The sequence below is a fragment of the Paraburkholderia sp. SUR17 genome, assembly GCF_029536165.1.
Taxonomy (GTDB): Bacteria; Pseudomonadota; Gammaproteobacteria; order Burkholderiales; family Burkholderiaceae; genus Paraburkholderia; species Paraburkholderia kururiensis.
Genome location: NZ_CP120508.1, coordinates 3,001,858 through 3,027,535, shown reverse-complemented (window position 1 = coordinate 3,027,535; position 25,678 = coordinate 3,001,858). Strand labels below are relative to the sequence as shown.

20 protein-coding genes and 1 tRNA gene are annotated in these 25,678 nt (G+C 65.1%); 12 read left to right on the top strand and 9 right to left on the bottom strand.

What is annotated here, in order from left to right; all coding sequences use genetic code 11:
* Positions 1-129: 129 nt before the first annotated feature.
* From P2869_RS13380 to zwf, 3 genes are all read right to left on the bottom strand, one after another.
* A complete protein-coding gene (locus P2869_RS13380) occupies positions 130-2,046 on the bottom strand; it encodes a bifunctional transcriptional regulator/glucokinase (protein WP_026121373.1) in 1,917 nt (638 codons plus the stop codon).
* Positions 2,024-2,728 carry a 6-phosphogluconolactonase gene (gene pgl / locus P2869_RS13375; RefSeq protein WP_126876715.1) on the bottom strand — a complete coding sequence of 235 codons (705 nt, stop codon included), beginning with the start codon at positions 2,726-2,728 and terminating at the stop codon, positions 2,024-2,026. Before pgl ends, P2869_RS13380 begins: the two co-directional genes overlap by 23 nt.
* A gap of 113 nt (positions 2,729-2,841) precedes the next feature.
* Positions 2,842-4,302 carry a glucose-6-phosphate dehydrogenase gene (gene zwf, locus P2869_RS13370; protein WP_017774509.1) on the bottom strand — a complete coding sequence of 487 codons (1,461 nt, stop codon included), beginning with the start codon at positions 4,300-4,302 and terminating at the stop codon, positions 2,842-2,844.
* 516 nt (positions 4,303-4,818) lie between these two features.
* On the opposite strand from zwf, the gene P2869_RS13365 reads away from it, so the two are divergent.
* The 4 genes from P2869_RS13365 (at position 4,819) to ugpC (ending at position 9,198) form a co-directional block, all read left to right on the top strand.
* Entirely contained in the window at positions 4,819-6,066 is a 1,248-nt protein-coding gene (locus P2869_RS13365; RefSeq protein WP_017774510.1) for an ABC transporter substrate-binding protein, read from the top strand.
* Between the two features lie 125 nt (positions 6,067-6,191).
* Positions 6,192-7,127, top strand: coding sequence for a sugar ABC transporter permease (locus P2869_RS13360; protein ID WP_026121374.1), 936 nt, complete (start codon positions 6,192-6,194; stop codon positions 7,125-7,127).
* Positions 7,128-7,203: 76 nt separating this feature from the next.
* On the top strand, positions 7,204-8,049 hold the full coding sequence (locus P2869_RS13355) for a carbohydrate ABC transporter permease (protein ID WP_017774512.1): 846 nt from the start codon (positions 7,204-7,206) through the stop codon (positions 8,047-8,049).
* A 30-nt stretch (positions 8,050-8,079) separates the two neighbouring features.
* Complete coding sequence (gene ugpC / locus P2869_RS13350) at positions 8,080-9,198, top strand: sn-glycerol-3-phosphate ABC transporter ATP-binding protein UgpC (RefSeq protein WP_017774513.1); 1,119 nt, start codon at positions 8,080-8,082, stop codon at positions 9,196-9,198.
* Between the two features lie 98 nt (positions 9,199-9,296).
* On the opposite strand, the gene P2869_RS13345 is transcribed toward ugpC, so the two are convergent.
* From P2869_RS13345 to trxB, 3 genes are all read right to left on the bottom strand, one after another.
* Entirely contained in the window at positions 9,297-9,917 is a 621-nt protein-coding gene (locus tag P2869_RS13345) for a trimeric intracellular cation channel family protein (protein ID WP_026121375.1), read from the bottom strand.
* Between the two features lie 85 nt (positions 9,918-10,002).
* The gene (locus P2869_RS13340) at positions 10,003-10,788 is read right to left on the bottom strand and encodes a Smr/MutS family protein (RefSeq protein WP_277596733.1); all 786 of its coding nucleotides are present in this window, start codon (positions 10,786-10,788) and stop codon (positions 10,003-10,005) included.
* Between the two features lie 274 nt (positions 10,789-11,062).
* On the bottom strand, positions 11,063-12,058 hold the full coding sequence (trxB, locus tag P2869_RS13335; RefSeq protein ID WP_277596732.1) for a thioredoxin-disulfide reductase: 996 nt from the start codon (positions 12,056-12,058) through the stop codon (positions 11,063-11,065).
* Positions 12,059-12,487: 429 nt separating this feature from the next.
* On the opposite strand from trxB, the gene P2869_RS13330 reads away from it, so the two are divergent.
* Together P2869_RS13330 and lolA are read left to right on the top strand one after the other, a co-directional pair.
* Entirely contained in the window at positions 12,488-14,821 is a 2,334-nt protein-coding gene (locus tag P2869_RS13330) for a DNA translocase FtsK (RefSeq protein ID WP_277596731.1), read from the top strand.
* A gap of 89 nt (positions 14,822-14,910) precedes the next feature.
* On the top strand, positions 14,911-15,678 hold the full coding sequence (gene lolA, locus P2869_RS13325; RefSeq protein ID WP_233411303.1) for an outer membrane lipoprotein chaperone LolA: 768 nt from the start codon (positions 14,911-14,913) through the stop codon (positions 15,676-15,678).
* A 46-nt stretch (positions 15,679-15,724) separates the two neighbouring features.
* Here lolA and cytX read toward each other — a convergent pair whose 3' ends face one another.
* A complete protein-coding gene (cytX, locus tag P2869_RS13320; protein ID WP_277598140.1) occupies positions 15,725-17,041 on the bottom strand; it encodes a putative hydroxymethylpyrimidine transporter CytX in 1,317 nt (438 codons plus the stop codon).
* Between the two features lie 425 nt (positions 17,042-17,466).
* Here cytX and P2869_RS13315 point away from each other — a divergent pair, with 425 nt between their 5' ends.
* The 3 genes from P2869_RS13315 (at position 17,467) to P2869_RS13305 (ending at position 20,503) form a co-directional block, all read left to right on the top strand.
* Positions 17,467-18,780 carry a replication-associated recombination protein A gene (locus P2869_RS13315; protein WP_277596730.1) on the top strand — a complete coding sequence of 438 codons (1,314 nt, stop codon included), beginning with the start codon at positions 17,467-17,469 and terminating at the stop codon, positions 18,778-18,780.
* Positions 18,781-18,890: 110 nt separating this feature from the next.
* A complete protein-coding gene (gene serS, locus P2869_RS13310; RefSeq protein WP_277596729.1) occupies positions 18,891-20,183 on the top strand; it encodes a serine--tRNA ligase in 1,293 nt (430 codons plus the stop codon).
* Positions 20,184-20,412: 229 nt separating this feature from the next.
* A tRNA-Ser gene (locus tag P2869_RS13305) sits at positions 20,413-20,503 on the top strand.
* A gap of 256 nt (positions 20,504-20,759) precedes the next feature.
* Here P2869_RS13305 and P2869_RS13300 read toward each other — a convergent pair.
* Together P2869_RS13300 and P2869_RS13295 are read right to left on the bottom strand one after the other, a co-directional pair.
* The gene (locus P2869_RS13300) at positions 20,760-21,284 is read right to left on the bottom strand and encodes a YadA-like family protein (RefSeq protein WP_346833729.1); all 525 of its coding nucleotides are present in this window, start codon (positions 21,282-21,284) and stop codon (positions 20,760-20,762) included.
* Positions 21,285-21,579: 295 nt separating this feature from the next.
* Positions 21,580-22,917 carry an NYN domain-containing protein gene (locus P2869_RS13295; protein ID WP_277596728.1) on the bottom strand — a complete coding sequence of 446 codons (1,338 nt, stop codon included), beginning with the start codon at positions 22,915-22,917 and terminating at the stop codon, positions 21,580-21,582.
* A gap of 304 nt (positions 22,918-23,221) precedes the next feature.
* On the opposite strand from P2869_RS13295, the gene map reads away from it, so the two are divergent.
* The 3 genes from map (at position 23,222) to minC (ending at position 25,661) form a co-directional block, all read left to right on the top strand.
* Positions 23,222-24,007: a type I methionyl aminopeptidase gene (map, locus tag P2869_RS13290; RefSeq protein WP_277596727.1), complete on the top strand. Its 786-nt coding sequence runs from the start codon at positions 23,222-23,224 to the stop codon at positions 24,005-24,007.
* Between the two features lie 150 nt (positions 24,008-24,157).
* Positions 24,158-24,691 carry a GNAT family N-acetyltransferase gene (locus P2869_RS13285; RefSeq protein WP_277596726.1) on the top strand — a complete coding sequence of 178 codons (534 nt, stop codon included), beginning with the start codon at positions 24,158-24,160 and terminating at the stop codon, positions 24,689-24,691.
* Between the two features lie 160 nt (positions 24,692-24,851).
* On the top strand, positions 24,852-25,661 hold the full coding sequence (minC, locus tag P2869_RS13280) for a septum site-determining protein MinC (RefSeq protein ID WP_277596725.1): 810 nt from the start codon (positions 24,852-24,854) through the stop codon (positions 25,659-25,661).
* The last annotated feature ends 17 nt before the right edge of the window (positions 25,662-25,678 follow it).

Below are 25,678 nucleotides of genomic sequence, written 5' to 3'. Positions count from 1 at the left end.
CTGCGCACGCGACGGCCGGGAAGCGACCCGGGCACACAAAAAAAAAGGGCCGTGATGCAACGAAGCATCACGGCCCTTGTTGTTTCATCGTGCGGGCGGGAGCGTTATGCGCTCAGCCGCCCGCCGTTTCTAGTCCTTCCCCGAGTACGCCGCGCCGTGGCTCAGCCAGTCGAGCACCGCGCTTGCGTCGTCGTCGGCGCTTTCGCGGGCTCGTGCCACCGCCTCGCTCACTTCGGCGTCCGGCGCAGCACGGCGAATGGCCACGCCCACCGCGAGGACGTCGATCATGAGCAGGTGCAGGATGCGCGAGATCATCGAAAGCTGCGACTCGCGCATCTCGATGTGATCGGTTTCGAGCGCCACCGTTGCGCGCTTGGCGAGCGGCGTATTGCTCGAGGTGATCGCGATCACCTTTGCGCCCGCCTGCATTGCCACTTCGAGCACGCGCAGCAGTTCCGGCGCGCGGCCCGACTTCGACACTGCCACGATCACGTCGCCCTTGCCGAGTAGTGCCGCGGACGCCGCCTGCATGTACAGGTCGCCGTAAGCGATCGTCGGGATACCGAAGCGGAAGAACTTGTAGTGCGCGTCCTGCGCGACGATGTTCGAGTTGCCGAGCCCGTAGAACTCGATGCGCCGCGCGCCGTTGAGCAGTTCGATGGCGCGTTCCACGTGCTCGAAGTTCAGGTGCTCGCGCAGTTGCAGGATGGCTGAGACGGTGTTGTCCAGCACCTTTGCGCCGAAGTCCGTAGCGGTGTCGCCCAGGTGCACCTGGCTGTGGCTCACGGGAATCGTGCCGGTGAGACCGGTGGCGAGCTTGAGCTTGAAGTCCGAGAGCCCCTGGCAGCCGAGCGAACGGCAGAAGCGGATCACGGTGGGCTGGCTCACGTCGGCCTTGCGCGCGATGTCCACGATCGGGTCGTTGATGATGGAGCGCGGATGGTTGAGCGCAAGGTCGGCCACGCGGCGTTCGGCGGGCGTAAGTGCGTCGCGCATCTGGCGGATGCGCTCGAACACGGCCGACGAGCCGCCGCCCGCGCGATTCGACAACTGCTCCGCGAGAATTGCCGAGACGCCGAGGAACGCCGGGTATTCGGCGGTGATGACGTAGGTCGGAATGTTGGCGAGATAGGTCTCGAAACGACCCTTCGCCTCGAAGCGCTGGCGGAACGACGAGCGCTCGAAGAACTCGCCGAGCCGCGGCACCACGCCGCCGCCGATATAGATGCCGCCGAGCGACCCGAGCGTCATCGCGATGTTGCCGGCGAACGTGCCCAGAATGCCGCAGAAGCATTCCACGGCTTCGGCCGAGAGCTCGTCGCCCTGCAGCGCGCGCTTGACGACCTCCGAGGTATCGAGCGAAGCGGCAACGCGTTTCTTGTCGCGCGCGGCGAGCGCCCGGTAGATCACTTCGATGCCGGGCCCCGCGGCCACACGTTCGAACGACACATGCGACCACTTCTTGCGCGCGTACTGCAGCACGAGGTCTTCGCGTTCGTCCTGCGGCGAGAAGCTCGCGTGGCCGCCTTCGCTGCCGAGCGCGATCCAGCGGTCGTCGGCGGGAATGAGGCCCGACACGCCAAGGCCCGTGCCCGGCCCGAGCAGGCCGATCACGCTGTTGGGCCGGCGCTGGCCGCCGCCCACCTGCACGCGTTGCGCGTCGGTCAAGCCCGGCAGCGCCATGGCGAGCGCGGTGAAGTCGTTGACGACGAGCAGCGTGTCGAAGCCGAGCGCGCGTCGCGTGGCTTCGATCGAGAAGCTCCAGTCGTGATTGGTCATGCGGACCTGATCGCCGTCCACGGGGTTCGCGATCGCGATGGCCGCATGATTCACGCGGCCGATCTTCGTGTCCTTCAGGTACTTCTTGATGACCTCGGCTACGCCCGGGTACTCGGCGCAGGGGTAGACCATGACCTGCGAGATGTCGCCCGGTCCCGTCTCCAGCGCGAAGCGTGCGTTGGTTCCGCCGATGTCGGCGAGCAGCCTCGGTCCGTCGGCGTGCTGGCCCGCGCCGGGGGCTGTTCTAGTTTGCACACCAGTAGACATCGAGTCTCACTCCCTTGTCGTTCGCCAACATCGAAATGGCGTTTTTTTGTTGGACCGCGGCGGCCTGTTGGAGAACTTCGAGCTTGCGCTCGCCCGCGATCAGCAGGAACAGTCGATCCACCTGCTTCAACGCGCTGAGCGACCAGCTCACGCGCGCATGCGGCGCGTTGCCGGGATGCACGGCGACGAACGGCCGCGGCGTCGAGATCGCGAAGTCCCATTCGGGCGCATCCGCGAAGATCGACGCGGTGTGGCCGTCTTCACCCATGCCGAGCACCGCGACGTCGGGCAGCTTGCGCTGCGCGTCGGCGTTGAGCGCGGCCACGTGGGCATCGAGCGTCTGCGAGACGTCGACGAGCGGCAGGAAATGCGCGTGCTGCGCCGCGTTTTGCAGCAGCGTTTCGCGCACGAGGCGCGCGTTGCTCGCGCTGTCGGTCTCGGGCACCCAGCGGTCGTCCACGAGCGTCACGTCGATGTGCGCCCAGTCGAAGGCATGGGTCGAGAGGTCCTGCAGGAACGGACGGGGGCTTGTGCCGCCGGAAACGGCAAGCGTTGCGTGGCGTGCGCCGGTCACGGGCGCGGCCGCCTGAGCAGCAAGCGACGCCTGTAATGCGTCGCCCACCGCTCTCGCCAGCGCGTCGCGTTGGACGCGCGGGTCGTCGAAAGCGTGAAGCTCGATCACTTCTCCTCCATGCTGCTTTCTTGTGGTGCGGGGCGGATCATGCAGTGCGGCCGCCGCGCGGAACGACGCAGGTTACGCGTTCCGCGCGAGGGCCGTCGCCCCGCGCGAATTCATCAATTCTCTTCTTCCAGCCAGCAGGTGCCGTGCTGTGCCAGCATCGCGCTCGATGCCGCCGGTCCCCAGGTGCCCGCCGCATACGGCTTCGGCGGCTTGTTCGAGTTGGCCCACTCGCCAAGGATCGGCTCGACCCAGCGCCATGCGGCTTCCTGCTCGTCGCGCCGCACGAAGAGCGCGAGGCGCCCGCTGATGACGTCGAGCAGCAGACGCTGGTACGCCTCCATCTGGCCTTCGCGGAAGAACTGGTCGAACGCGAGGTCGAGGTGAACGCTGGCGAGATTCATGCCTTCGCCGGGTTGCTTGGCGAGGCAATACAGGCGAATTGTTTCGTTGGGCTGCAGGCGGATGACGAGCCGGTTCGCGCCGGGCCGCAATGCCGTCGCGCCGAGCGCCGAGTGCGGCACGGGGCGGAAGTTCACGACGATTTCAGCGACGCGGTCGGCGAGCCGTTTGCCGGTGCGCAGGAAGAAGGGCACGCCGGCCCAGCGCCAGTTTTCGATCTCGACCTTCAGGGCAACGAACGTTTCTGTCGTGCTGTCGGGCTTCACGCCTTTCTCGGTGGAGTAGGCCGGTACCGGCGTGCCGCGGATGCCGCCCGCATGATACTGGCCGCGCACCGCGACCTTGCTGATGTCGCGCGGGTCGATGGGCTTGAGCGAGCGCAGCACGCGCAGCTTCTCGTCGCGTACGGCGTCGGCGTCCATGGAATGCGGCGGCTCCATCGCAATGATGGAGAGCAGCTGGAGCAGGTGGTTCTGCACCATGTCGCGCAGCGCGCCGGTGTTGTCGTAGAAGTCTCCGCGGCCTTCCACGCCGAGTTCTTCGGCGATGGTGATCTGGATGCTCTCCACCCATTCGCGGCGCCACAGCGGCTCGAAGAGCGCGTTGCCGAAGCGCAGCGCGAGCAGGTTCTGAACCGGTTCCTTGCCGAGGTAATGGTCGATCCGATAGATCTGGCCTTCGGCGAAGATTTCGCCCACCGCGTCGTTGATCGCGTTCGACGAACGCAGGTCGTAGCCGAGCGGCTTTTCGAGCACGATGCGCGCGTTTTCGTTGAGCCCTACCGAAGCGAGCGCGCGGCAGATCGGTACGAACAACGAAGGGCCCGTAGCGAGATAGAACACGCGGATGCCGGGCAGCGTGCCCACTGCGTCGCGCAGCACGCCGAAGTCTTCGGGACGCGACAGGTCGAGCTTCACGTAGAGCACACGCTCGAGAAAACTCGTCCACGCTGCCTCGTCGAGCCCGTTCTTCGAGACATGCGGCTTCACGTGCTCGTTGACCCACGCGAGGTACGCGTCGCGATTGTCCTCGTGGCGCGCGACCGCGACGATCTTGCCGGCTTCGGCGAGCAGGCCCGCGCGGTGGGCTTCATAGAGGGCCGGCAGGATCTTGCGCATCGACAGGTCGCCGGTGCCGCCGAACAGCACGAAGGTGAAGCTTGAATCGGTTTGCATGAGTCTCCGTCGCCAGTCCTTGAGGGCCGTCAGACGCGGCCGTAGTCCGATAAAGTTTTTTTTGACACTGAATTGTAGTTTAACTACAATCCAAATCAAGAGGTAACGCTCATTCGATAAAAAAGCCGTGCGCCGCCTGCGGTGTACGTGTTTTCCCGAAGGAGCGGAACGTTCCTGCATGTTAACGGACAACGCACTCGCGCATTGTATGGCTCGCCTGCCGGGCCGCCGTGATGCAAGGATCGCTCCGTGTGACGCACGCGGTACCTCGGGCCAGCCACCGGATCGGGCAACGTACCCGGTGCTGGCGAAAACCAGAAGAGGAGACAGTCAGTTGCATTCCGAACCACTCATCTCTTGAGCGTCCCGCGGCCGGACACCGGCACGCGGCCCTGCATCCGCAGGTCAGCACCGACGCCCGACCGCCCAGTGTTTTGCCTGTTTGAACCAACCATCGCACCCTGGCGACATCAGGGGCTCATCGTTTTTTGTTCAGGTGTCTGGAGGAGATAAGCAATGAAATTCCGTGCGATCATGGGCGCCCTGTGCGCCGCAGGTCTGATGTGTGGCGTGTCGGCGGTGCAGGCGGCCGAGTCGGTCGAAGTGCTGCACTGGTGGACCTCGGGCGGCGAATCGAAGGCGGTCGGCGTCCTGAAAGACGACATGCAGAAGCAGGGCTACACCTGGAAGGACTTTGCGGTGGCGGGCGGTGCGGGTGCGGCAGCCATGACGGCACTCAAGACGCAGGTGATCTCGGGCAACGCGCCCACCGCGGCGCAGATCAAGGGCCCGCTGATCCAGGAATGGGCGCAGCAGGGCGTGCTCGTGAACATCGATTCGGCCGCAACGGACTGGAAGAAGAACCTGCCGCCTGAAATCGACAAGATCATGCACGCGGACGGCCACTACGTTGCCGCGCCGTTCTCGGTGCACCGTGTGAACTGGCTGTACATCAACAAGGCGGCGCTCGACAAGGTGGGCGGCAAGGTGCCGACCACGTGGCCGGAATTCTTCGCCGTTGCCGACAAGATGAAGGCCGCTGGCATCATGCCGGTCGCGATGGGCGGCCAGCCGTGGCAGGACCTGACGCTGTGGGAAGACGTGGTTCTCTCGCAGGGCGCGGACTTCTACAAGAAGGCGCTGGTCGACCTCGACCAGAAGACGCTGACCTCGGACAAGATGCTCCAGGTGTTCGATACGGTGCGCAAGATTCAGGGTTACTTCGATAGCGGCCGCACGGGCCGCGACTGGAACCTCGCCACGGCCATGGTCATCAACGGCAAGGCCGGCATGCAGTTCATGGGCGACTGGGCGAAGGGCGAGTTCGCGAACGCGAACAAGAAGCCGGGTAGCGACTACATCTGCGCCGCGGTGCCGGGCACGGAGAAGGCCTACACGTTCAACGTCGACTCGTTCGTGTTCTTCCAGCAGAAGGGCCAAAGCGCCGCAACGCCGGGCCAGCTCGCGCTCGCGAAGACCATCATGAGCCCGGCCTTCCAGGAACAGTTCAGCCTCTACAAGGGCTCGATCCCGGTGCGCCTCGGCGTGTCCATGGCCAAGTTCGACGACTGCGCGAAGAAGTCCTACGCGGATGAGCAGACGGCGATCAAGTCGGGCGGCTACGTGCCGTCGCTGGCTCACGGCATGGCTCAGCCCGATGCCACGGCCGGTGCCATCACCGACGTCGTGACGAAGTTCATGAACTCGTCGCAAGACTCGAAGAGCGCGGTGGAGGCGCTCGCGAAGGCGGCAAAGACGAAGTAAATGTGCAATACGGAACGCCCGGTGTACGCTCGCGCATACCGGGCGTTTCGTTGAGCGGTTGCAGTGCAACAGAGTCACATCAGCTGGCGCAGCATGAGGCGCCGGCATAGCTCAGGAGTCGAGTAGTGGCTGCCTCTCTTAGCGGAAACGGAAAGAACGCCGCGGCCCGCCGCGCGTCGCCCATGGCCGCGCTTGCCGACCGCTGGATTCCGAAGCTGGTGCTCGCGCCCAGCATCGCGATCAGCCTGGTCTTCATCTACGGTTTCATTCTTATCACGGGCTATCTGTCGCTCACCAACTCGCGACTGATGCCGCGCTACGACTTCGTCGGGTTCGCCCGCTACAGCGAACTCTTCCAGAACGACGTGTGGTGGACCTCGGCGCAGAACCTCGGCTGGTTCGGCATCCCGTTCATCGGCATCTGCGTGGCGCTGGGCCTGTTTCTCGCCATCCTGCTCGACCAGCGGATTCGCAACGAAGGCGCGCTGCGCGCGATCTTCCTGTATCCGATGGCGCTTTCGTTCATCGTAACGGGCACGGCGTGGCAGTGGATCTTGAACCCCGGCCTCGGCCTCGAGAAAGTGATGCACGACTGGGGCTGGACGAGCTTTTCGTTCAATTGGCTGGGCGACCCGGACAAGGCCATCTTCTGTATCGTGATTGCCGCCGTGTGGCAGTCCACGGGCTTCGTCATGGCGCTCTTCCTCGCCGGTCTGCGTGGCGTGGACAGCGAAATCTTCAAGGCGGCCCAGGTGGACGGCGCGACGCTGCCCACCATCTACCGCAAGATCGTGATCCCCAGCATGCGCCCGGTGTTCTTCTCCGTGCTGCTGATTCTCTGCCACATCACGATCAAGACCTTCGACCTCGTCGTCGCGCTGACGGCCGGCGGCCCCGGCACCTCGTCGTCGCTGCCCGCCATCTTCATGTACACGTTCTCGTTCAACCGCGGACAGCTGGGCGTGGGCGCGGCGTCTTCGGTGATGATGCTGGCCACGGTCGTCGCGGTGCTCGTGCCGCTCATGTATATGGAATCGAGGAGCACCCGCAATGCAGCCTGACGTGCAACAACCCCCGCGTTCGCTGCCCCCCGTGGGGGCTTCCAGTACGCTTGGGAGCGGCCCGGCGCGTACTGGAATGACGATCAGCCGCGCTGTCATTTACGCGGCGCTGATCCTGTTCGCGCTTTACTTCCTATTCCCGATCTACGTGATGGTGTCCACGTCGTTCAAGGACATCGACCAGTTGCGTACCGGCAACCTGCTGACGCCGCCGTCGCACTGGACCGTGGCGCCGTGGGTGAAGGCGTGGAGCGAAGCCTGCACGGGCGTGCGCTGCGACGGCATGAAGCCGTTCTTCCTGAACTCCGTGCGCATGGTGGTGCCCGCGGTGCTGATCTCGTCGCTGATCGGCGCGTTCAACGGCTACGTGCTCACGCACTGGCGCTTTCGCGGCGCGGACGCGTTGTTCACGATGCTGCTGGTCGGCTGCTTCATTCCGTTCCAGGTGATCCTGCTGCCCATGGCACGAGTGCAAGGCATGTTCGGCATGGCCAACACCATCACGGGTCTCGTGTTCGTACACGTGGTGTACGGCATCGCGTTCACCACGATGTTCTTCCGCAACTTCTACGTGAGCGTGCCCGCCGAACTCGTGAAGGCGGCGCGCATTGACGGCGCGGGTTTCTTCACGATCTTCACGCGCATCCTGCTGCCGGTTTCGCTGCCCATCTTCATGGTCTGCCTGATCTGGCAGTTCACGCAGATCTGGAACGACTTCCTGTTCGGCATCGTGTTCTCGGGCGTCGATTCGATGCCGATCACGGTCGCGCTGAACAACCTCGTCAACACGTCCACCGGCGTGAAGGAATACAACGTCGACATGGCCGGCGCCATCATCGCCGCGCTGCCCACACTGCTCGTCTACGTGATCGCCGGCCGCTACTTCGTGCGCGGCCTCACCGCCGGCGCGGTGAAGGGCTGACACCCTATCAGAGAGAAGAGGATTCACAGCATGGCAAGTCTTTCCATCCGTGACGTGTACAAGACCTACCCGAACGGGGTGCCGGTTCTGAAGGGCGTCAACATTGACATCGAAGACGGGCAGTTCCTGATTCTCGTAGGCGGCTCGGGCTGCGGGAAATCGACGCTGCTCAACATGATCGCGGGCCTCGAGACGGTCACGAAGGGCGAGATCTCGATCGACGGCAAGGTGGTGAACAACCTCTCGCCGAAAGACCGCGACATCGCGATGGTGTTTCAGTCGTACGCGCTCTATCCGTCCATGACGGTGCGCGACAACATCTCGTTCGGCCTCAACATCCGCAAGGTGCCGAAGGACGAGCAGAACCGCATCGTGGACCGCGTCTCGCAGATGCTGCAGATCCAGCACCTGCTCGACCGTAAGCCGGGCCAGCTCTCGGGCGGCCAGCGGCAGCGCGTGGCGATGGGCCGCGCACTTGCGCGCGACCCGGTGATGTTCCTGTTCGACGAACCGCTCTCGAACCTCGACGCGAAGCTGCGTATCGAGATGCGTTCGGAAATCAAGCTGCTGCATCAGCGCCTCGGCACGACGATCGTCTACGTGACGCACGACCAGATCGAAGCGATGACCCTGGGCGACCGTATCGCGGTGATGAAGGACGGTATCGTCCAGCAGTTCGGCGCCCCGCAGGACATCTACGATTCGCCGTCGAACCTGTTCGTCGCCGGTTTCATCGGCGCGCCGCCCATGAACTTCATTCAGGGCAAGCTGGTGGAGCAGGGCACGGGCGTGGGCGTCGAGCTCGACACGGGCGTCGGCCGTTCCGTGCTGAATCTGCCGTTCGAGGCGGGCAAGCTGAAGTCGCATGTGGGCCGCGAAGTGATTCTGGGCCTGCGTCCCGAGCGCATTACCGACGCGCGCAGCTCGCACAACGGCCACGGCGGCGAGTTGCAGGCGGTGGAGGTGAAGGTGGACGTGATCGAGCCGACCGGCCCGGACACGCTCGTGTTCGCGCAGGTGAACGGCAAGCGCATCGTGAGCCGCGTGCACCCCGGCTCGAACCCGCAGCCGCTCTCGAACATGACGCTGCTGTTCGATGTGTCGAAGGCCGTGCTGTTCGATCCGGCGACGGAAGAGCGGATCGCTTGATCGGCGAGAGAGGGTTGTGATGTGAATCGAGGCGCCCAGGCATTAGCCGGGCGCCTCGATTTGTTTGGGGCGCCGTATTCGTGTGAAACGCGCGCGGCTCAATGCGGCAGCCGCACGTCGAGCCGGAACGTGATGAGCCGCGCCAGCAGAATGAAGGCGGTCGCGATCAGTACGCTATAGACGTTGTCGAAGCTGCTTCTTGCGAGCAGCACGTAGAGGCAACAGCCCGCGAACGCACAGGTCGCATAGGGCCGCGAGTCGCGCAGGATCAACGGCACGTCGTTGCAGAGCACGTCGCGCAGTACGCCGCCGAAGACACCCGTCACCACGCCCATCATCACGCAGGTGAACCAGGGCAACTGGGCGTCGATTGCGAGCGACGTTCCCGAAATGCTGAAGAGCCCGAGACCGATGGCGTCGGCCACGAGCAGCATGCGCTCCGAAATCAGCCGCGTGGCCCACTTGAGCAGCAACGGCGCAAAGAGCGAGAGCACGAAGATTGCGATGACGTAGTCCTGATGCTCGACCCAGTAGAACGGCCGGCGCTCCAGCAGCACGTCGCGCACGGTGCCGCCGCCGAACGCGCTCGCCATCGCGACGAGGAACATGCCGACGGCGTCGAGCCGACGCTTGCGCGCCTCGATCAGGCCCGAGATGGCGTAGGCGAAGATGGCGAGCGCTTCCATGAGGGAGAGCGCGAGCGTGAGGCGCGGATGAATCACCGGTGCTCCGTGGCGGCTGGATTCGAGGCTCGGGCCGACGCCTGATTCGTGGCTTGATTCGAGGCCTGAATGAGGGCCCGGCTCAAGGCTCGAATCCGGGTTTGATCGCGGCGCTTTGCGGGCTTGCGAGCTGCGGTTGCAGCAGAACGAGCACGGCGCCCGATCCACCGTCGTGGCCCCGAGCCTCGCAGAAGGCGATCACCTCCTCTTTCTGCACGAGCCACGTGCGGACCTTGCCCTTCAGGACCGGCTCCTTGCCCACCGAACCAAGCCCCTTGCCGTGGATCACCCGCAGGCAGCGCAGGCCGCGCTTCACGGATTCGCGGATGAACGTCTGCAGCGCCTCGCGCGCCTCGTCGCGGCGCATGCCGTGCAGGTCGAGTTGCGCCTGCACGATCCACGCGCCGCGCCGCAGCTTGCGCACGACCTCGGCACTGATGCCGGGGCGGTGGTAGTAGAGCGTGTCGTCGGTATCGAGCAGGGCTTCGGGGTCGAATTCGTCGGAAATGGCTTCGTGCAGCACGGCTTGTTCGTCGCGCTGTGTTTGCAAGGGCAGCGGCACGGGCGGCGCGACGGTGCGCGGTGCGCGCGCGGCAGCGGCGAGCGGCGATACGGCGCCGATCTCGCGGCGGAACAGGTCCGCGTCTGCCGCGGCTTCGCGGCGTGCCTGCGCGGCGGCCGTCCGCTCGCGTTCACGGCGCGCGGCGTCGGCCTTCAGGGCGTCGCGCAATGCGCCGAGGCCGGCCAGTCCGGCCGCCGCCTGAGGTGCGGGTGCCGCGGGTGCGGCCGGCGCTGCGTTGGGCGCGGCTTGCTGCGCCGTGGCGCGCGGGCGCTTCGGCTCGCCCGGATGAGGGACGTTTTTCGGCATGGCGGTGACGAACTGCGAATAGCTGCGAATAACTGAGGCGATAAAACGACGTGCTGTGCTGTCGGGTGCTTCGATGGTGCGAAAGCGGTGCGGCGCAATGCGGCCGAGATCGGCGGCCGCGCAGAATGGATAAGGGCCGCGGCGATCCGCCTGCGGCCCTTATTCGATGCACCGGCCGCCTGTTTTCACACCCAGGACGCTATTCTAGCGACCCGGCGGCAGACAGCTTGCGCAGCCCGGCAGCCCGGCAGCCCGCGCCGGGCCCGTGCCCGCTTCAGCGGTCCGCTTCCTGGCTCATCACGTGCGGCGCGCTCACTTCGTGGATGCTTTCGAGGTAGCGCTGGGCGTCGAGCGCGGCCATGCAGCCCGTGCCCGCGCTCGTGATCGCCTGGCGGTACACGTGGTCCTGCACGTCGCCCGCGGCGAACACGCCCGGCACGCTCGTGCCCGTTGCGTTGCCGTTCAGGCCGCCGTTCGTGATGATGTAGCCGTTCTTCATCTCGAGCTGGCCTGCGAAGATGTCGGTGTTCGGCTTGTGGCCGATCGCGACGAAGAGGCCTTGCAGATCGACGTCGGTCGTCTCGCCGGTCTGGACATGCTTGATCCGCAGGCCGCTCACGCCCGAGTCGTCGCCTTTCACTTCGTCCAGCACGTGGTTCCACTTGATCTCGACCACGCCTTCCTTTTCCTTCTCCAGCAGGCGGTCGATCAGGATCGGCTCCGCGCGGAACTTGTCGCGGCGGTGGATCACCGTGACCTTCTTCGCGATGCCGGCGAGGTAGAGCGCTTCCTCGACCGCCGTATTGCCGCCGCCCACCACGGCGACGTGCTGCTGCCGGTAGAAGAAGCCGTCACACGTTGCGCAGGCCGATACGCCGCGGCCCATGAACGCCTCTTCCGAAGGCAGGCCGAGATACTGCGCGGAGGCGCCGGTGGCGATGATGAGCGCGTCGCACGTGTATTCGCCCGAGTCGCCGATCAGGCGGATCGGCTTCTCGTCCAGCTTGGCCGTGTGGATGTGATCGAACACGATTTCGGTGTTGAACCGCTCCGCGTGTTCGAGAAAGCGTTGCATCAGTTCGGGGCCCTGCACGCCGTTCGGGTCGGCCGGCCAGTTTTCGACGTCGGTCGTGGTCATCAGCTGGCCGCCCTGCGCGAGTCCGGTGATGAGCAGCGGCGAGAGATTCGCGCGCGCCGCATAGACGGCGGCCGTATAGCCGGCCGGGCCGGAACCGAGAATCAGGACTTTGGCGTGTTTGCGTGATGACATGATCGAAATCCGTAACGAGATTCGGGTAAATGCGCGCTCCGTGCGGCCTGTGAGACCACTTCGGACGCCCGGCGCGTGGGCGCGCCGGCACAGCGGCAGGTGTTACATCAATTGGGTATCAGACCGCGATTATAAAGGTGGGGGCCGGGTGCCGCTTCATGAAGCTTTCCGATCGCGGCGATAGCGCCGGGCGCAACGGCGGCCCAATAAGGGCGCATGAGGTGGCATTCGAGAGCGGCCCGCGGCGACATGGCGTCGCAGGCGGTCGTGCGGGCCGCCGTTACCGTCATTTACAGCCCCGGCCCCTGCAACGCGTTTACAATAGCCCGGATCGCAAAACGGGCACCCAGCGTCACCATGGCTGCCCGGCCGTAGCGGGCGCACACGCCCGCGCCGCGGTTGCATGAAGGATCAGCACCACCAGGATCAATGGCCAAAACTCCCTATTCGACGACCGCCACCAACGCGACGAATGCGCAGGCATTGCCGCATCGCATGTCGCGTCTTTTCACCGAAATCCGCTGGATTTTGCAGGTCGCGCTCGGCGTTTTCCTGCTGATGGCGCTTGTCAGCTATAGCCGGCGCGATCCGAGCTGGACACATGCCGCTCAGGTGGACCACATCTCGAACTGGGCGGGCCGCGTCGGCGCGTGGACCTCGGACATCCTGCTGCTGCTCTTTGGCTTGTCCGCTTACTGGTGGGTTGTGCTGCTCGCCCGGCGTATTTCGGCCAACTACCGGCGCATCACGCGTGAAGCGATCGAAGACGATGCGCTGCGCGACCATGGCTGGCTGGCGGAGGCCGTGGCGTTCGTCGTGGTGCTGCTCGCCTGCGACGGCATCGAGGCGCTGCGCATGTGGTCGCTCAAGGTGCAACTGCCGCGCGCGCCCGGCGGCGTGATCGGCGAAGCCGTGGCGCGTGGCGTGTCGCACGCACTCGGTTTCACGGGCGGCACGCTGGCTTTGCTGGTGCTGCTCGCCGTCGGTCTTTCGCTGTATTTCCGCTTCTCGTGGCTTTCGGTGGCCGAGAAGGTGGGTGACTCGATCATCTCGGCCGTCACGCTCGCGAAGCTGCGCCGCGAAGCGGGCCGCGACCGCAAGCTCGGCGAGGCCGCGGCCGTGAAGCGCGAAGGCAAGGTCGAACAGAGCCGCGTGAAGATCGAAGAGCACGAGCCGGTCACCATCGTGCCGCCTGTCGCGCCGCAACGCTCGGAACGCGTGGAGAAGGAGCGCCAGGTGCCGCTCTTCACCGACCTGCCGGGCGACTCCACGCTGCCGCCCATCGCGCTGCTCGATCCGCCGCCCGCCTCGCAGGAAACCATTTCTCCGGACACGCTCGAATTCACGTCGCGTCTGATTGAAAAGAAGCTCAAGGATTTCGGCGTCGACGTGAGCGTCGTGGCGGCCTACCCCGGGCCCGTGGTGACGCGCTATGAGATCGAGCCGGCGGTGGGCGTGAAGGGCAGCCAGATCGTCAATCTGGCGAAGGATCTGGCGCGCTCGCTCTCGCTCGTGTCGATCCGCGTGGTCGAAACGATTCCCGGCAAGAACTACATGGCGCTCGAACTGCCGAACCAGCGCCGGCAAACGGTGCGCCTCTCCGAGATTCTCGGCTCGAGCGTGTACGGCGATGCGCCTTCCATGCTGACGATGGGCCTCGGCAAAGACATCAGCGGCAAGCCCGTGTGCGCGGACCTCGCCAAGATGCCGCACCTGCTCGTGGCGGGCACGACCGGCTCGGGCAAGTCCGTGGGGATCAACGCGATGATTCTCTCGCTGCTCTACAAGGCGACCGCCGAGCAGGTCCGCATGATCCTGATCGACCCGAAGATGCTCGAAATGAGCGTCTACGAAGGCATTCCGCATCTGCTGTGTCCCGTGGTCACCGACATGCGCCAGGCCGGCAACGCGCTCAACTGGACCGTGGCCGAGATGGAGCGCCGCTACAAGCTCATGAGCAAGCTGGGCGTGCGTAATCTGGCGGGCTACAACAACAAGATCGACGAAGCGACGAAGCGCGAAGAGAAGATTCCGAATCCGTTCAGCCTCACGCCCGACGAACCCGAGCCGCTCGCGAAGCTGCCGCACATTGTCGTCGTGATCGACGAACTGGCCGACCTCATGATGGTGGTCGGCAAGAAAGTCGAAGAACTCATCGCGCGGATCGCGCAAAAGGCGCGCGCAGCGGGCATCCATCTGATTCTGGCGACGCAGCGTCCGTCCGTGGACGTGATCACGGGGCTCATCAAGGCCAACGTGCCGACGCGCATCGCGTTCCAGGTGTCCTCGAAGATCGACTCGCGCACCATTCTCGACCAGCAGGGCGCCGAGTCGCTGCTGGGCATGGGCGACATGCTCTACCTGCCGCCCGGCACCGGCCTGCCGGTGCGCGTGCACGGCGCATTCGTTTCCGACGAGGAAGTCCACCGCGTGGTGGAAAAGCTCAAGGAGCACGGCGAGCCGAATTACATCGACGGCCTGCTCGAAGGCGGCCTCGCGGGCGAGGGCGACGAAGGCTCGGCCGGCGAGGGAGCCGGCGCGGCAGGCGGCTCAAGCGGCGAGTCCGACCCGCTTTACGACCAGGCGGTGGAGGTGGTGATCAAAAACCGCCGCGCGTCCATCTCGCTCGTGCAGCGCCATCTGCGCATCGGCTACAACCGCGCGGCGCGGCTCTTGGAGCAGATGGAGCAGTCGGGGCTCGTGTCGGCGATGTCGTCCAACGGCAACCGCGAAATTCTCGTGCCCTCGCGCGAGACCGAATGAGCGCCGACGGCCTTCGCTGCGATCCGCCTCGCCTCGTCTCTGCCACCCTCAATTTCTTGCCTCGTTCCAGTTTCAACACGGAGAGTCACATGCAGCATCACGCATCGTCCGGTGCCGATTCCAGTCACGGCGGCGCCGTCCGCCGGTCAACGTTTGAGCGGGCAGCGTTTCACCGCAGCCTTGCGCTGCTTCGCGCGCTGCCTCGCGTAGCGGGCAATCTGGCGGTGGGCGCGTCGCTGCTCGTCGCCTCGCATGCCTTTGCAAGCGGCACGGAGCAGCTCAAGCAATTCGTCGCGCAGGTGCATTCGGCGCGCGGCGTGTTCGTGCAGAAGGAGGTGAAGGCGCCGAGCAACGCGCAGGGCGCGAGCGGCACGCTCTCCACGGCTTCGCGCATGGGCGGCACGTCGAGCGGCACGTTCATGTTCGCGCGGCCGGGCAAGTTCATCTGGGAATACCAGAAGCCCTATGAGCAACTGCTGGAGGCCGACGGCGACAACCTCTACGTCTACGACAAGGACCTGAACCAGGTCACGGTGCGCAAGCTGGGTGGCGCGTTGGGCGCGAGTCCGGCGGCCATCCTGTTCGGCAGCAACGATCTGGAGAAAAATTTCACGCTGCACGACGCGGGCGTGAAGGCCGGTATCGACTGGCTCGAGCTGATTCCGAAGTCGAAGGACACGCAGTTCCAGCGCGTGGGCATAGGCTTTCGCGACGGCAACCTCGAAGCCATGGAGCTGCACGACGTGTTCGGCAACGTGACGCTGCTCACGTTCTCGAACATCCAGAAGAATCCGCCGCTGCCGGCGGATCAGTTCAAGTTCAACGTGCCGAAGGGCGCGGACGTCATCAACGGTTGATCGTCCTGCGCCCCTGCGCTGCTACGTCGCTGCGTGCGGTGGATTCCTAGGCGAACGCCTGCCGCCGCACGCCGGCCAGCACCAGATAGCAGAGCGCGCCGGCCGCGAACGCCGGCAGCGTGGCGCCCACGTTCGGCAGCCACTGGTTGATCGCGTGATAGGCGGCGATGCCTGCGGCCCACGCCACGAACGCGCTCAGATGCCAGCCGCCCGAGTAGCCATAGCGGCCGCGGGAATCTGAGAGCGCGGCAGCGTTGATGCGCCGTCTGCGCACCACGAAGTGATCGGCGAGCACCATGCCGAAGAGCGGCGCGAACACCGAGCCGATCAGCAGCAGGAAGTTTTCGTAACGCGCCATTGGCACGACGAGCGCGATCAACGTGCAAAGCGCCCCGAACGCGGCCGACAGCAGCGGAATGCTGCCGCGCGCCCACAGCGTGCCGGTCGAGACGGCGGCCGAATGGATGTCGGCGAACGCGTTGTCCGCTTCGTCGATCAACACCAGCAAGAGCGCAATGCCGCCGCCCGCCTGGGCCAGCGCCGTGGTGAGCAGCGCGTCGCCGCCGCCGGCGGCGAGTCCGTAGATCGCGCCGAGTACGTAGAACCAGACGTTCGCAATGCCGTAGCCGATCAGCGTGCCGCGGAAGGTTTCGCCCGCGCGCCGGCCAAAGCGCGTGTAGTCGGCAATCAGCGGCAGCCACGACAACGGCATGGCGACGACGAGGTCGATGGCGCTGCCGAGCGGCATCTCGCCCGTGCCGGGCCGGGCGAGCAGCGCGGCGAGATCGTGTCGCGCGAGCACGCTCCACGTGAGCCAGCCCGCGCCGGCCAGCAGCAGCCAGAGTCCCCACGTGCGCAGGAAGCGCCGCACGAACGAGAGCGGGCCGCTCACCGCGAGCAGCGTGGCGAGCAGACCGAAGACGAGCGTCCAGACGAGCGGCGACGAGAAGCCGAAGGATTGCCTCGCGAGCGCGTCGGCGGAATCGCGCATGACGATGATCTCGAAGGCGCCCCAGCCCACGAGTTGCACGGCGTTGATCACGGCGGGCACCGAGGCGCCGCGCACGCCCAGCGTGGGCCGCAGCGACGACATCGCGGCAAGGCCGGTGTCGGTGCCGATTACGCCGGCGAGTGCGAGCAGTACGACGCCGACCGCGCTGCCCACGGCGATGGCGACAAACGCTAGCGGCAGCGAGAGCCCCGGCACGAGCAGCGCGCCGGCCTGAGCCACCAGGAGCCCGATGCCGAGCGAGAACCATAGTGCGAAGGCGTCGCCGGTGCGGAACTGGCGGCGTGCATCGGGCACCGGCGTGAGCGGCGCGTAGGTGGGGCCGGCGTTGCCGGCGAGCGGGTCTTGTGCCATCGAGAACGTTCCCTGTCTGTCGATCTGTTTGCGTATCGTGGCGACCACGAAGGGTCGCGGGTTCATTGCTTTGCGGTGATTCGTAGCCATTTGCCCGGGACGGCAAGACATCTGCGGTTGTCTGCGACGGTGCTCGGCGGGAATGGGCCTTGTTGTGACCTGCGATCCGTCATCCCGGCGCGCGAAGCATGCTTTCGCAAGCGCGCTTGCCGCTGTCCCGCCCGTCGCCCCTGGGCGCCGGCTGTCATAATGCAGAACTACCCCGTTTCGGACGGGCCGCTGCGGTATCGCGCGGCACCGTTGAACCGTCGGACTGCTGTGCCGCCTCATGCCGCCTTGCCCGAACTACACGGCAAAGTGCGGCGATGGCCAGCGCCTGCCGCCTGAAAGGCGACCCACAAAGCCGACATTATCGCGAAATCGCCATGTTTGAAGAAACCCGCGCCAACGTACCGCTTGCCGAGCGACTGCGCCCGCGCACTATCGACGAAGTGATCGGACAGAAACATCTGCTCGGTCCGAACAAGCCGCTGCGCGTCGCGTTCGAATCGGGCGAGGCGCATTCGATGATCCTGTGGGGACCGCCCGGCGTCGGCAAGACGACGCTCGCGCGGCTCATGGCGGATGCGTTTCATGCGGAGTTCATCGCGCTCTCCGCCGTGCTCTCGGGCGTCAAGGACATTCGCGAGGCGGTGGAGACGGCACAGATGCACCGCGCGCATGGGCACCAGACGCTCGTGTTCGTCGACGAGGTACATCGCTTCAACAAGAGCCAGCAGGACGCATTCCTGCCGCACGTGGAGTCGGGGCTGTTCGTGTTCGTCGGCGCGACCACGGAGAACCCGTCGTTCGAAGTGAACAGCGCGCTGCTTTCGCGTGCCGCGGTGTACGTCCTGAAGAGCCTCGACGACGATGAGCAGCGCGAACTGCTCGATCGCGCGCAACGCGAACTCGGCGGCCTTACGTTCACCGACGAGGCACGCAACGTGCTGATTGCCTCCGCGGACGGCGACGGCCGCAAGCTGCTCAACAACCTCGAAATCGTGGCGCGGGCGGCGGCGCAACAGAAGACAACCGAGATCGACGGCGCGCTGCTCGGCAGCGCGCTCGCCGAAAACCTGCGCCGCTTCGATAAGGGCGGCGACGCGTTCTACGACCAGATCAGCGCGCTGCACAAGTCGGTGCGCGGCAGCAACCCGGACGGTGCGTTGTACTGGTTCTGCCGCATGCTCGACGGCGGCGCGGACCCGCGTTACCTCGCGCGCCGCATCGTGCGCATGGCCTGGGAGGACATCGGCCTTGCCGACCCGCGCGCGGCGCGCATCGCGCTCGACGCCGCCGAAACCTATGAGCGGCTTGGTACGCCCGAAGGCGAACTGGCGCTGGCGCAAGCCATCATCTATCTCGCGGTTGCGCCGAAGTCGAACGCGGGGTACATGGCGTACAACGAGGCGCGCCGCTTCGTCGGCAAGGACCAGTCGCGGGCGGTGCCCGTCCATCTGCGCAACGCGCCGACCAAGCTGATGAAGGAACTGGGCTACGGCCACGAGTACCGCTACGCGCACGACGAGCCGGATGCCTATGCGGCCGGCGAAACCTACTTGCCCGACGGCATGCGCGAGCCGCACTGGTATATGCCGACGCCGCGCGGCCTCGAAGGCAAGATCGGCGAGAAGCTCGCGCGGCTCTCGGAACTCGACGCGCAATGGCGCAGCGAGCACAAGACGAAGAAGGGATGACCCTTGCGGCCGGGCACCGCCGGCTGCCTTCCCGCGACACGTCCACGCGCCGGCAGACCTGGCCGGTGCGCTAAAATCCGTCTTTCACACAACGAAACTCCGTTCTCCCCATGCTCGACATCCAGCTGCTGCGCAAAGACCTCGATGGCGTTGCGAAACGCCTCGCCGACCGCGGCTATTCCCTCGACGTGGCGGCGTTCTCCGCACTCGAAGCGGAGCGCCGCGCCATCCAGACCCGCACCGAAGAACTGCAGGCGCGCCGCAACAGCCTGTCGAAGCAGATCGGCGCGATGAAGGGCCGCGGCGAGGACACGTCGGCGGTGATGGCGGAAGTGGGCGGCATTGGCGACGAGATGAAGACGTCGGCGGCGCAGCTCGACGAGATCCAGAAGCGTCTCTCCGATCTGATGCTGGGCGTGCCGAATCTGCCGCATGAAAGTGTGCCGGCGGGCAAGGACGAAAACGACAACGTGGAAGTGCGCCGCTGGGGCGCGCCGCGCCAGTTCGAGTTCACGGTGAAGGATCACGTGGACGTGGGCACGCCGCTCGGTCTCGACTTCGAGACCGGCGCGAAGCTCTCGGGCGCGCGCTTTACGATGCTGCGCGGTCCGATTGCGCGACTGCATCGTGCGCTTGCCCAGTTCATGATCGACACGCACACGCAGCAGCACGGCTATACGGAAATCTATACGCCGTACATCGTCAACCCTGAGATTCTCTACGGCACCGGCCAGTTGCCCAAATTCGCGGACGACATGTTCCGCGTGGAGAAGGGCGGCGGCGAGAACGTCGTGACGCAGTACCTGATTTCGACGTCCGAAATTTCGCTGACGAATACGGTGCGCGAGAGCATTGTCGAAGGGAGCGCGCTGCCGATCAAGCTAACGGCCCATTCGCCGTGCTTTCGTTCGGAAGCGGGTTCGTATGGCCGCGACACGCGCGGCATGATCCGCCAGCACCAATTCGACAAGGTCGAGATGGTGCAGATCGTGGCGCCCGAAGCGTCCTACGACGCGCTGGAGCAGATGGTCGGGCATGCGGAGACGATCCTGCAGAAGCTCGAACTGCCTTATCGCGTGATTACGCTGTGCACGGGCGACATGGGTTTCTCCGCGGCCAAGACCTACGACCTCGAAGTGTGGTTGCCGGCGCAGAACACGTATCGCGAAATTTCGAGCTGCTCGAACACCGAGTCTTTCCAGGCGCGTCGCATGCAGGCTCGCTACCGGAATGCGCAGGGCAAGCCGGAACTCGTGCATACGCTGAACGGGTCCGGGCTCGCCGTGGGGCGCACGCTCGTGGCCGTGCTGGAGAACTTCCAGAATGCCGATGGATCGGTGACGGTGCCGGCCGTGCTGCGCCCGTATCTGGGCGGACTCGAACGTATCGAGGCAGCGGCCTGACGGGTTGTCTCAGATGAGAACCGCTTGATGGTTTGCTGGCTCGTTGGATGGATGGCTGATACGCGCGTTCCGCAAAAAAAACTTGGAAAGCCGTATCGGCTGTTCTATAATCTTCGCTTCGCCAAGCAGCGACCCGCTTGGTGAGAAGTCAAAAGCCGAGTCAAACTCGCACGATTTCACGTGGTTTCAGCGCCTTCCAAGGCGCGTTGCATGTGAAGTCATCCATCCCGGAAAGGTGGCAGAGTGGTCGAATGCGCCGGACTCGAAATCCGGTATACGGTTATACCGTATCGTGGGTTCGAATCCCACCCTTTCCGCCAGGATTCAACAGAAAGCCCTGCAAGTTCAAGCGACTTGCGGGGCTTTTGTTTTTCCAGTCCGGATTTGGCGCCGTTGCATGGGGAAATGGAAAAGGGCGGTTGGCGCCGAATGCGCCAACCGCCCCATGCCTTCAATAGCGTGCCGGAGGCTTCGTCAATCGCGGGCCGGGCAAATCATTCACCCGGTCCACGGTACAACTGAACTATCACTGATAGCTGGCACCTGCCCCGTAGGTCTAGCCTCCGGAGCCGCCGCTCACGCCACCCTTGATTTCAGGTTCTCCGTAATGCGGGCGCTGAAGCCAAGTGCTGCGGCGCTATAGCCGTGGTAGTTGCCGGTGCCGATCCCGATCGCCAGCGTCTTGCCGGGATCGACCTCGGGAATCATCCTTAATGCCGTGGCTGCAGCGATCCCGGTGTAGGCTGCCCGAGCAACGGAGTTGACGCTGCTTTGCACGCCGGTCAATTGCTGCACGTTCACGGCGTCAATCGGATTGGCGCCCGGCGACACGTTCGTGATGCGGCGCGTGTTTCCGGTGGACCCGACAGAGACCGTGTTCGCCTCGTTCGCCACGGAATTGGCGCCCAGGGCGACCGCGCCTGTACCGGTTGCGACGTTTGGGTCGCCGATGGCGACTGCGCCATTTCCGGATGCCGTGTTGGCTACGCCGATCGACACTGCCTGACCGTTCTGCGCGAGCGCGGCACGGCCAATGGCGATGGCGCTATCGGAACTTGCCGTCGCACCGTAAGCAGACTCGTTTCTCGTGGTGAGCCGCATAGCGTCTGCAGAAAGGGATTTTGATCGTGGCGTCCGGTGCCAAGGTCGTGGCCATTGCGGATGCATTGCAACGCCAAATCGACGCCAAATCGTTAGTGACCGGCGTCCAGCGTCCTGTCCGGATTGAAGTTTTGCCGCTCGTGTAATGGTCGAGGACGAGCGCGCCGGTGTAGTCCCACGAGAAAGGGCTGCACAGCATCACGGCCGGCCGCGATTTTCAGTGGCTCACGGCGCAAGGGCAGAGGGGACTGCCGCAACGTTGGCGGCAGCCCCCGAGAGCGGGATTTTGTGACGTCTACGTTGATGCGTCGCCGCTATTTGTGCGTGAGCGCCGCGAGCGTGCCGTCGATTTGCGAGCCTTTTTTGCCGGCGCAGTTTCGCCGTTATTCCCGATTTGTTCTGACGCTGATGCCGGCGCTGCTTCTTTCGCCCGCGGCGATGTGTCGACTTCAGTCGCGTCGTCACTCTTCTTCGCGGACTTGCGCGACGGGCGCTTGCCTCGAGGGGTGGATTTCGCAGCGTCGTTCAATTCGTCGCGGGTAGCGACCAGGGGCTTCGCGCTTTGCGTGTCGGCCTGTTCTTCCCTTGCCGGCTCGGTTGGGGCGATTTCGGTCCGCTGCGGTTCCGCCGCCTCCATGGGTACTGCCGCTTCGTTGCTCGCACCCGTCCCAGCGGTGGCGTGGGTATCGTGGGTATTGGACCGTGAGCGCTGTCGGCGCCGTTGTGCGCTTTTCTGGACGTCGCTCGCTTCGCCGTCGCGGTGCGTGTCGTCCATGTCATGAGCTGCATCGCCGTTTCCGCTCGCGTCGGGGCCCCCGGGACGCTGCACGAACGTCCCCGACTTCTCGTCGCGCCCGATCTCGAGGAGCCCACGCGCCTGCGCTTCTTCGAGCAGGTTGCCGAACGCGCGGAAGCCGTAGCGCGATTCGTTGAAGTCCGGCCGGCGTCGCTTGATCGCGCTTTTCAACACCGATGCCCAGATCTTCCCGCTGTCGCCGCGTTCGGAGGCGAGCGCGTCGAACGTGTCCACCGCGAGTGCGATGGCCTTTGCCTTGCGATCTTCCTGATCGGGCTTCGCTGCGCGCTCGTCGTTGGCGGGGCGCTTTGCCGCGGCGCTTTTCTCGCTCTTTTCGCGTCGCGCGGCTTCACGCTGCTGCTCGCGCACGAGATCGTCGTAGAAGATGAATTCGTCGCAGTTCGCCACCAGCAGATCGGACGTCGAGTTCTTCACGCCCACGCCGATCACCTTCTTGGCGTTCTCGCGCAGCTTCGAGACGAGCGGCGAAAAATCGGAATCGCCGCTCACGATGACGAACGTGTCGACGTGCGACTTCGTATAGCAGAGGTCCAGCGCGTCCACTACGAGCCGGATGTCGGCCGAATTCTTGCCTGACTGGCGCACGTGTGGAATCTCGATCAGCTCGAAGCTCGCTTCGTGCATGCCCGCCTTGAACGTCTTGTAGCGGTCCCAGTCGCAGTAAGCCTTCTTCACGACGATGCTGCCCTTGAGCAGCAGCCGCTCCAGCACAGGCTTGATGTCGAAGCGGTCGAACTTCGCGTCGCGCACGCCGAGGGCGACGTTCTCGAAGTCGCAGAACACGGCCATGCTGACGCTTTCCTGGGGTGAAGCCATGAATTCTCCAACGGTGTTTCGCGACGGGGCGCCGGGGGTGGACGTCGCCTGCGCCGCCACGATGCGGATGGGATTCCCGAAGTTTATGCCGAAGCTTGTGCCGGCCCGCGTTCGTTTATAGCGCAGGTGGACGAGGAAGTGCTGAATCTCACGCAAAAATGGCCGATCGGCCAGGAGATAGGGCCCTTCAGCGGCCCTGTACAATTGCTCCTGTCGTGCTGCCCGAGGCACCGTGGCGCACCCGGTGCCTCGGGCAGGCACAGGGCGCCGTGCGGCGCCGCCCGAACTTCTTTGCCTCCATCAGATGGCCATTACCTACAAGACTCCTGACGACATCGCGCGGCTGCGCCTATCCGGCCGGCTTGCGGCCGACGTGCTCGCGATGATCGGCGAATACGTGCAACCGGGCGTGTCGACCGATGAACTCGACGCCCGCTGTAACGACTACATCGTCAACACGCTGAAGGCCGTGCCTGCGAACGTGGGCTATCTCGGCTTTCCGAAGACCGTCTGCACGTCCGTGAACCAGGTGGTTTGCCACGGCATTCCGGATCGCAAGGAGATTCTGAAGGAGGGCGACATCATCAACATCGACGTCGCCGTGATCAAAGACGGCTACTTCGGCGACACGAGCCGCATGTACTGCGTCGGCCAGCCGAGCACGGTCGCGCAAGTGTTGATCGATACCACCTACGACGCGATGGTGGCCGGCATCCGCGAAGTCAAGCCGGGCGCCACGCTTGGCGACATCGGGCACGCGATCCAGAAGCGCGCGCAACGCGACGGCTTTTCGGTGGTGCGCGACTACTGCGGTCACGGTATCGGCAAGGTCTATCACGAGGAACCGCAGGTGCTCCACTTCGGGCAACCGGGGCAGGGTGTGCGCTTGCGCCCCGGCATGGTTTTCACCATCGAGCCCATGATCAACGCGGGCCGTGCCGGTACCACCGTGCTGCGCGACGGTTGGACGGTGGTCACGAAAGACCGCTCGCTCTCCGCCCAGTGGGAGCACATGGTGGCCGTAACCGACGACGGCTTCGAACTCCTTACGCCCTGGCCGGACGGCACGGGCCGCTACGAAGCGCCGTAAGGCGACGCGAGCGGCCACCGCGTCATGGCCGCGCCTGTCAGGCGCCGGACTGCCGCGGCATGGTGTTCATGATCGAGCCTGCGGGGATTTGACTCTCCGCGCCGTTCGGTTAAAGCTATATGGAAGCGTCCTACCGAGGTTCACGTCTGCATGAATCCTTCATTGACCGTTCGCCGCATCGCCGCTAATCAGGGCGTCGTGTTTCGCGAACTGCGCACTGCATCATTGCGCGATGCGCCCTACGCTTTCGGCGACACGCTGGAAGAAGCGCTGGGCGCGGACGCTTCCGTCTTCGAGGCCACGGCAGGCGAGCATGCCGTTTCCCGCACTGCCGCAACGTTCATCCTCTATACCGAAGGCCATCCGGCCGGACTCATCGGCGCGTGCTTCGACGACACACCGCAGCGCCGCGCGTTCGTGCGCGAGTTGTGGGTGGCGCCCGCTGTGCGCCACCTGCGCGGTGGCGAGTTGCTCGTGAATACCGCGAGCGAATGGCTCGCGAGCGAAGGGGCACGCGAGATCCATGCATGGGTGGCCGACGAGAACCGCACCGCCATGCGCTTCTACGAGCGCCTCGGCTTCGGACCCACCGGCGACCACGTCCGCATTGCACGGGCGCCGGATCAATGGGAAACGCTGCTCGTGCGCGACGTGCGCTTTGCGCCGGGTATGCAGGAGCACTGACTGCCTCTGCGCGTGGTGGCTTCACAGCCCGCCATGCAAACTTCCTCCTGTGACGACGCTCGTGCTCGCCTGCCGGTGCGCGCGGCGGGCCGGCTCATCTAAAAATACTGATCGCGCGTCAGGACGCCTGTAAAATACGCAAAATTTTTTGCCGAACGCCATGTCGCCCAGGAAATCGCCTTACTTTGAACTGAAGAGCGGGACCGTCGATACGCTCCTGTTCGTGGTGAAAACGACCGAGCTCGACGCAATGCGCGCCGAACTCACCCGGCGCTTCGAGGCGACGCCCGAGTTTTTCGCGAACGACGTGGTGGCGATCGACGTGCGTCGTCTCGGCGAGCAAGAGCGCGTGCCGGTTGCCGAGATCGCGCAGTTGCTCGAGAGCGTGCGCATGAAACCGGTCGGCGTTGTTGCAGACGCCGCGCAGCACGAATGGGTGGCCGAAGCCGGGCTGCCGTTCCTCGAAGCGCGCGACCGCCGTTCGGCCAGCGCGAAAGCTGCGGACGACGAACGTGAAGCGCCAGTCGTGGCTCAGGTGCCGGAACCGGCCGGCGCGGCCACGTCTGTTGTTGGCGAGGCAGCAGCGGCTGCGCAAGCCGAGTCTCAAGCCACCGCCGCTGTTTCGGCGGCAGCCGCCCAAACGCTCGTCATCGACAAACCTCTGCGCTCCGGGCAACGCGTCTACGCAAAGGGCGATCTGGTCGTGCTCGCAATGGTGAGCAACGGCGCGGAAGTGATCGCGGAAGGCAACATCCATATCTACGCGCCATTGCGCGGCCGTGCGCTCGCTGGCGTGCACGGCAACCACGACGCGCGCATTTTCTGCACGTGCCTTGAACCGGAGCTGATCTCGATCGCAGGCATTTACCGCACGACCGAAAATCCGTTGCCGGCGGACGTGCAGGGCAAGCCGGTGCAGGTCCGGCTCGACGAGGAAAGACTGATATTCGAACCGTTACGGCTCACGTGAAGCCGCCGCAGCGTGCA

Coding starts and splice junctions, on each gene's coding strand:
- P2869_RS13330 (WP_277596731.1), top strand. CDS start 12,488: ATGGCCAAAACTCCCTATTCGACGACCGCCACCAACGCGACGAATGCG.
- P2869_RS13300 (WP_346833729.1), bottom strand. CDS start 21,284: ATGCGGCTCACCACGAGAAACGAGTCTGCTTACGGTGCGACGGCAAGT.
- trxB (WP_277596732.1), bottom strand. CDS start 12,058: ATGTCATCACGCAAACACGCCAAAGTCCTGATTCTCGGTTCCGGCCCG.
- P2869_RS13380 (WP_026121373.1), bottom strand. CDS start 2,046: ATGTCTACTGGTGTGCAAACTAGAACAGCCCCCGGCGCGGGCCAGCAC.
- map (WP_277596727.1), top strand. CDS start 23,222: ATGGCCATTACCTACAAGACTCCTGACGACATCGCGCGGCTGCGCCTA.
- cytX (WP_277598140.1), bottom strand. CDS start 17,041: ATGGCACAAGACCCGCTCGCCGGCAACGCCGGCCCCACCTACGCGCCG.
- P2869_RS13285 (WP_277596726.1), top strand. CDS start 24,158: ATGAATCCTTCATTGACCGTTCGCCGCATCGCCGCTAATCAGGGCGTC.
- serS (WP_277596729.1), top strand. CDS start 18,891: ATGCTCGACATCCAGCTGCTGCGCAAAGACCTCGATGGCGTTGCGAAA.
- lolA (WP_233411303.1), top strand. CDS start 14,911: ATGCAGCATCACGCATCGTCCGGTGCCGATTCCAGTCACGGCGGCGCC.
- P2869_RS13355 (WP_017774512.1), top strand. CDS start 7,204: ATGACGATCAGCCGCGCTGTCATTTACGCGGCGCTGATCCTGTTCGCG.
- P2869_RS13365 (WP_017774510.1), top strand. CDS start 4,819: ATGAAATTCCGTGCGATCATGGGCGCCCTGTGCGCCGCAGGTCTGATG.
- P2869_RS13295 (WP_277596728.1), bottom strand. CDS start 22,917: ATGGCTTCACCCCAGGAAAGCGTCAGCATGGCCGTGTTCTGCGACTTC.
- zwf (WP_017774509.1), bottom strand. CDS start 4,302: ATGCAAACCGATTCAAGCTTCACCTTCGTGCTGTTCGGCGGCACCGGC.
- minC (WP_277596725.1), top strand. CDS start 24,852: ATGTCGCCCAGGAAATCGCCTTACTTTGAACTGAAGAGCGGGACCGTC.
- ugpC (WP_017774513.1), top strand. CDS start 8,080: ATGGCAAGTCTTTCCATCCGTGACGTGTACAAGACCTACCCGAACGGG.
- P2869_RS13340 (WP_277596733.1), bottom strand. CDS start 10,788: ATGCCGAAAAACGTCCCTCATCCGGGCGAGCCGAAGCGCCCGCGCGCC.
- P2869_RS13315 (WP_277596730.1), top strand. CDS start 17,467: ATGTTTGAAGAAACCCGCGCCAACGTACCGCTTGCCGAGCGACTGCGC.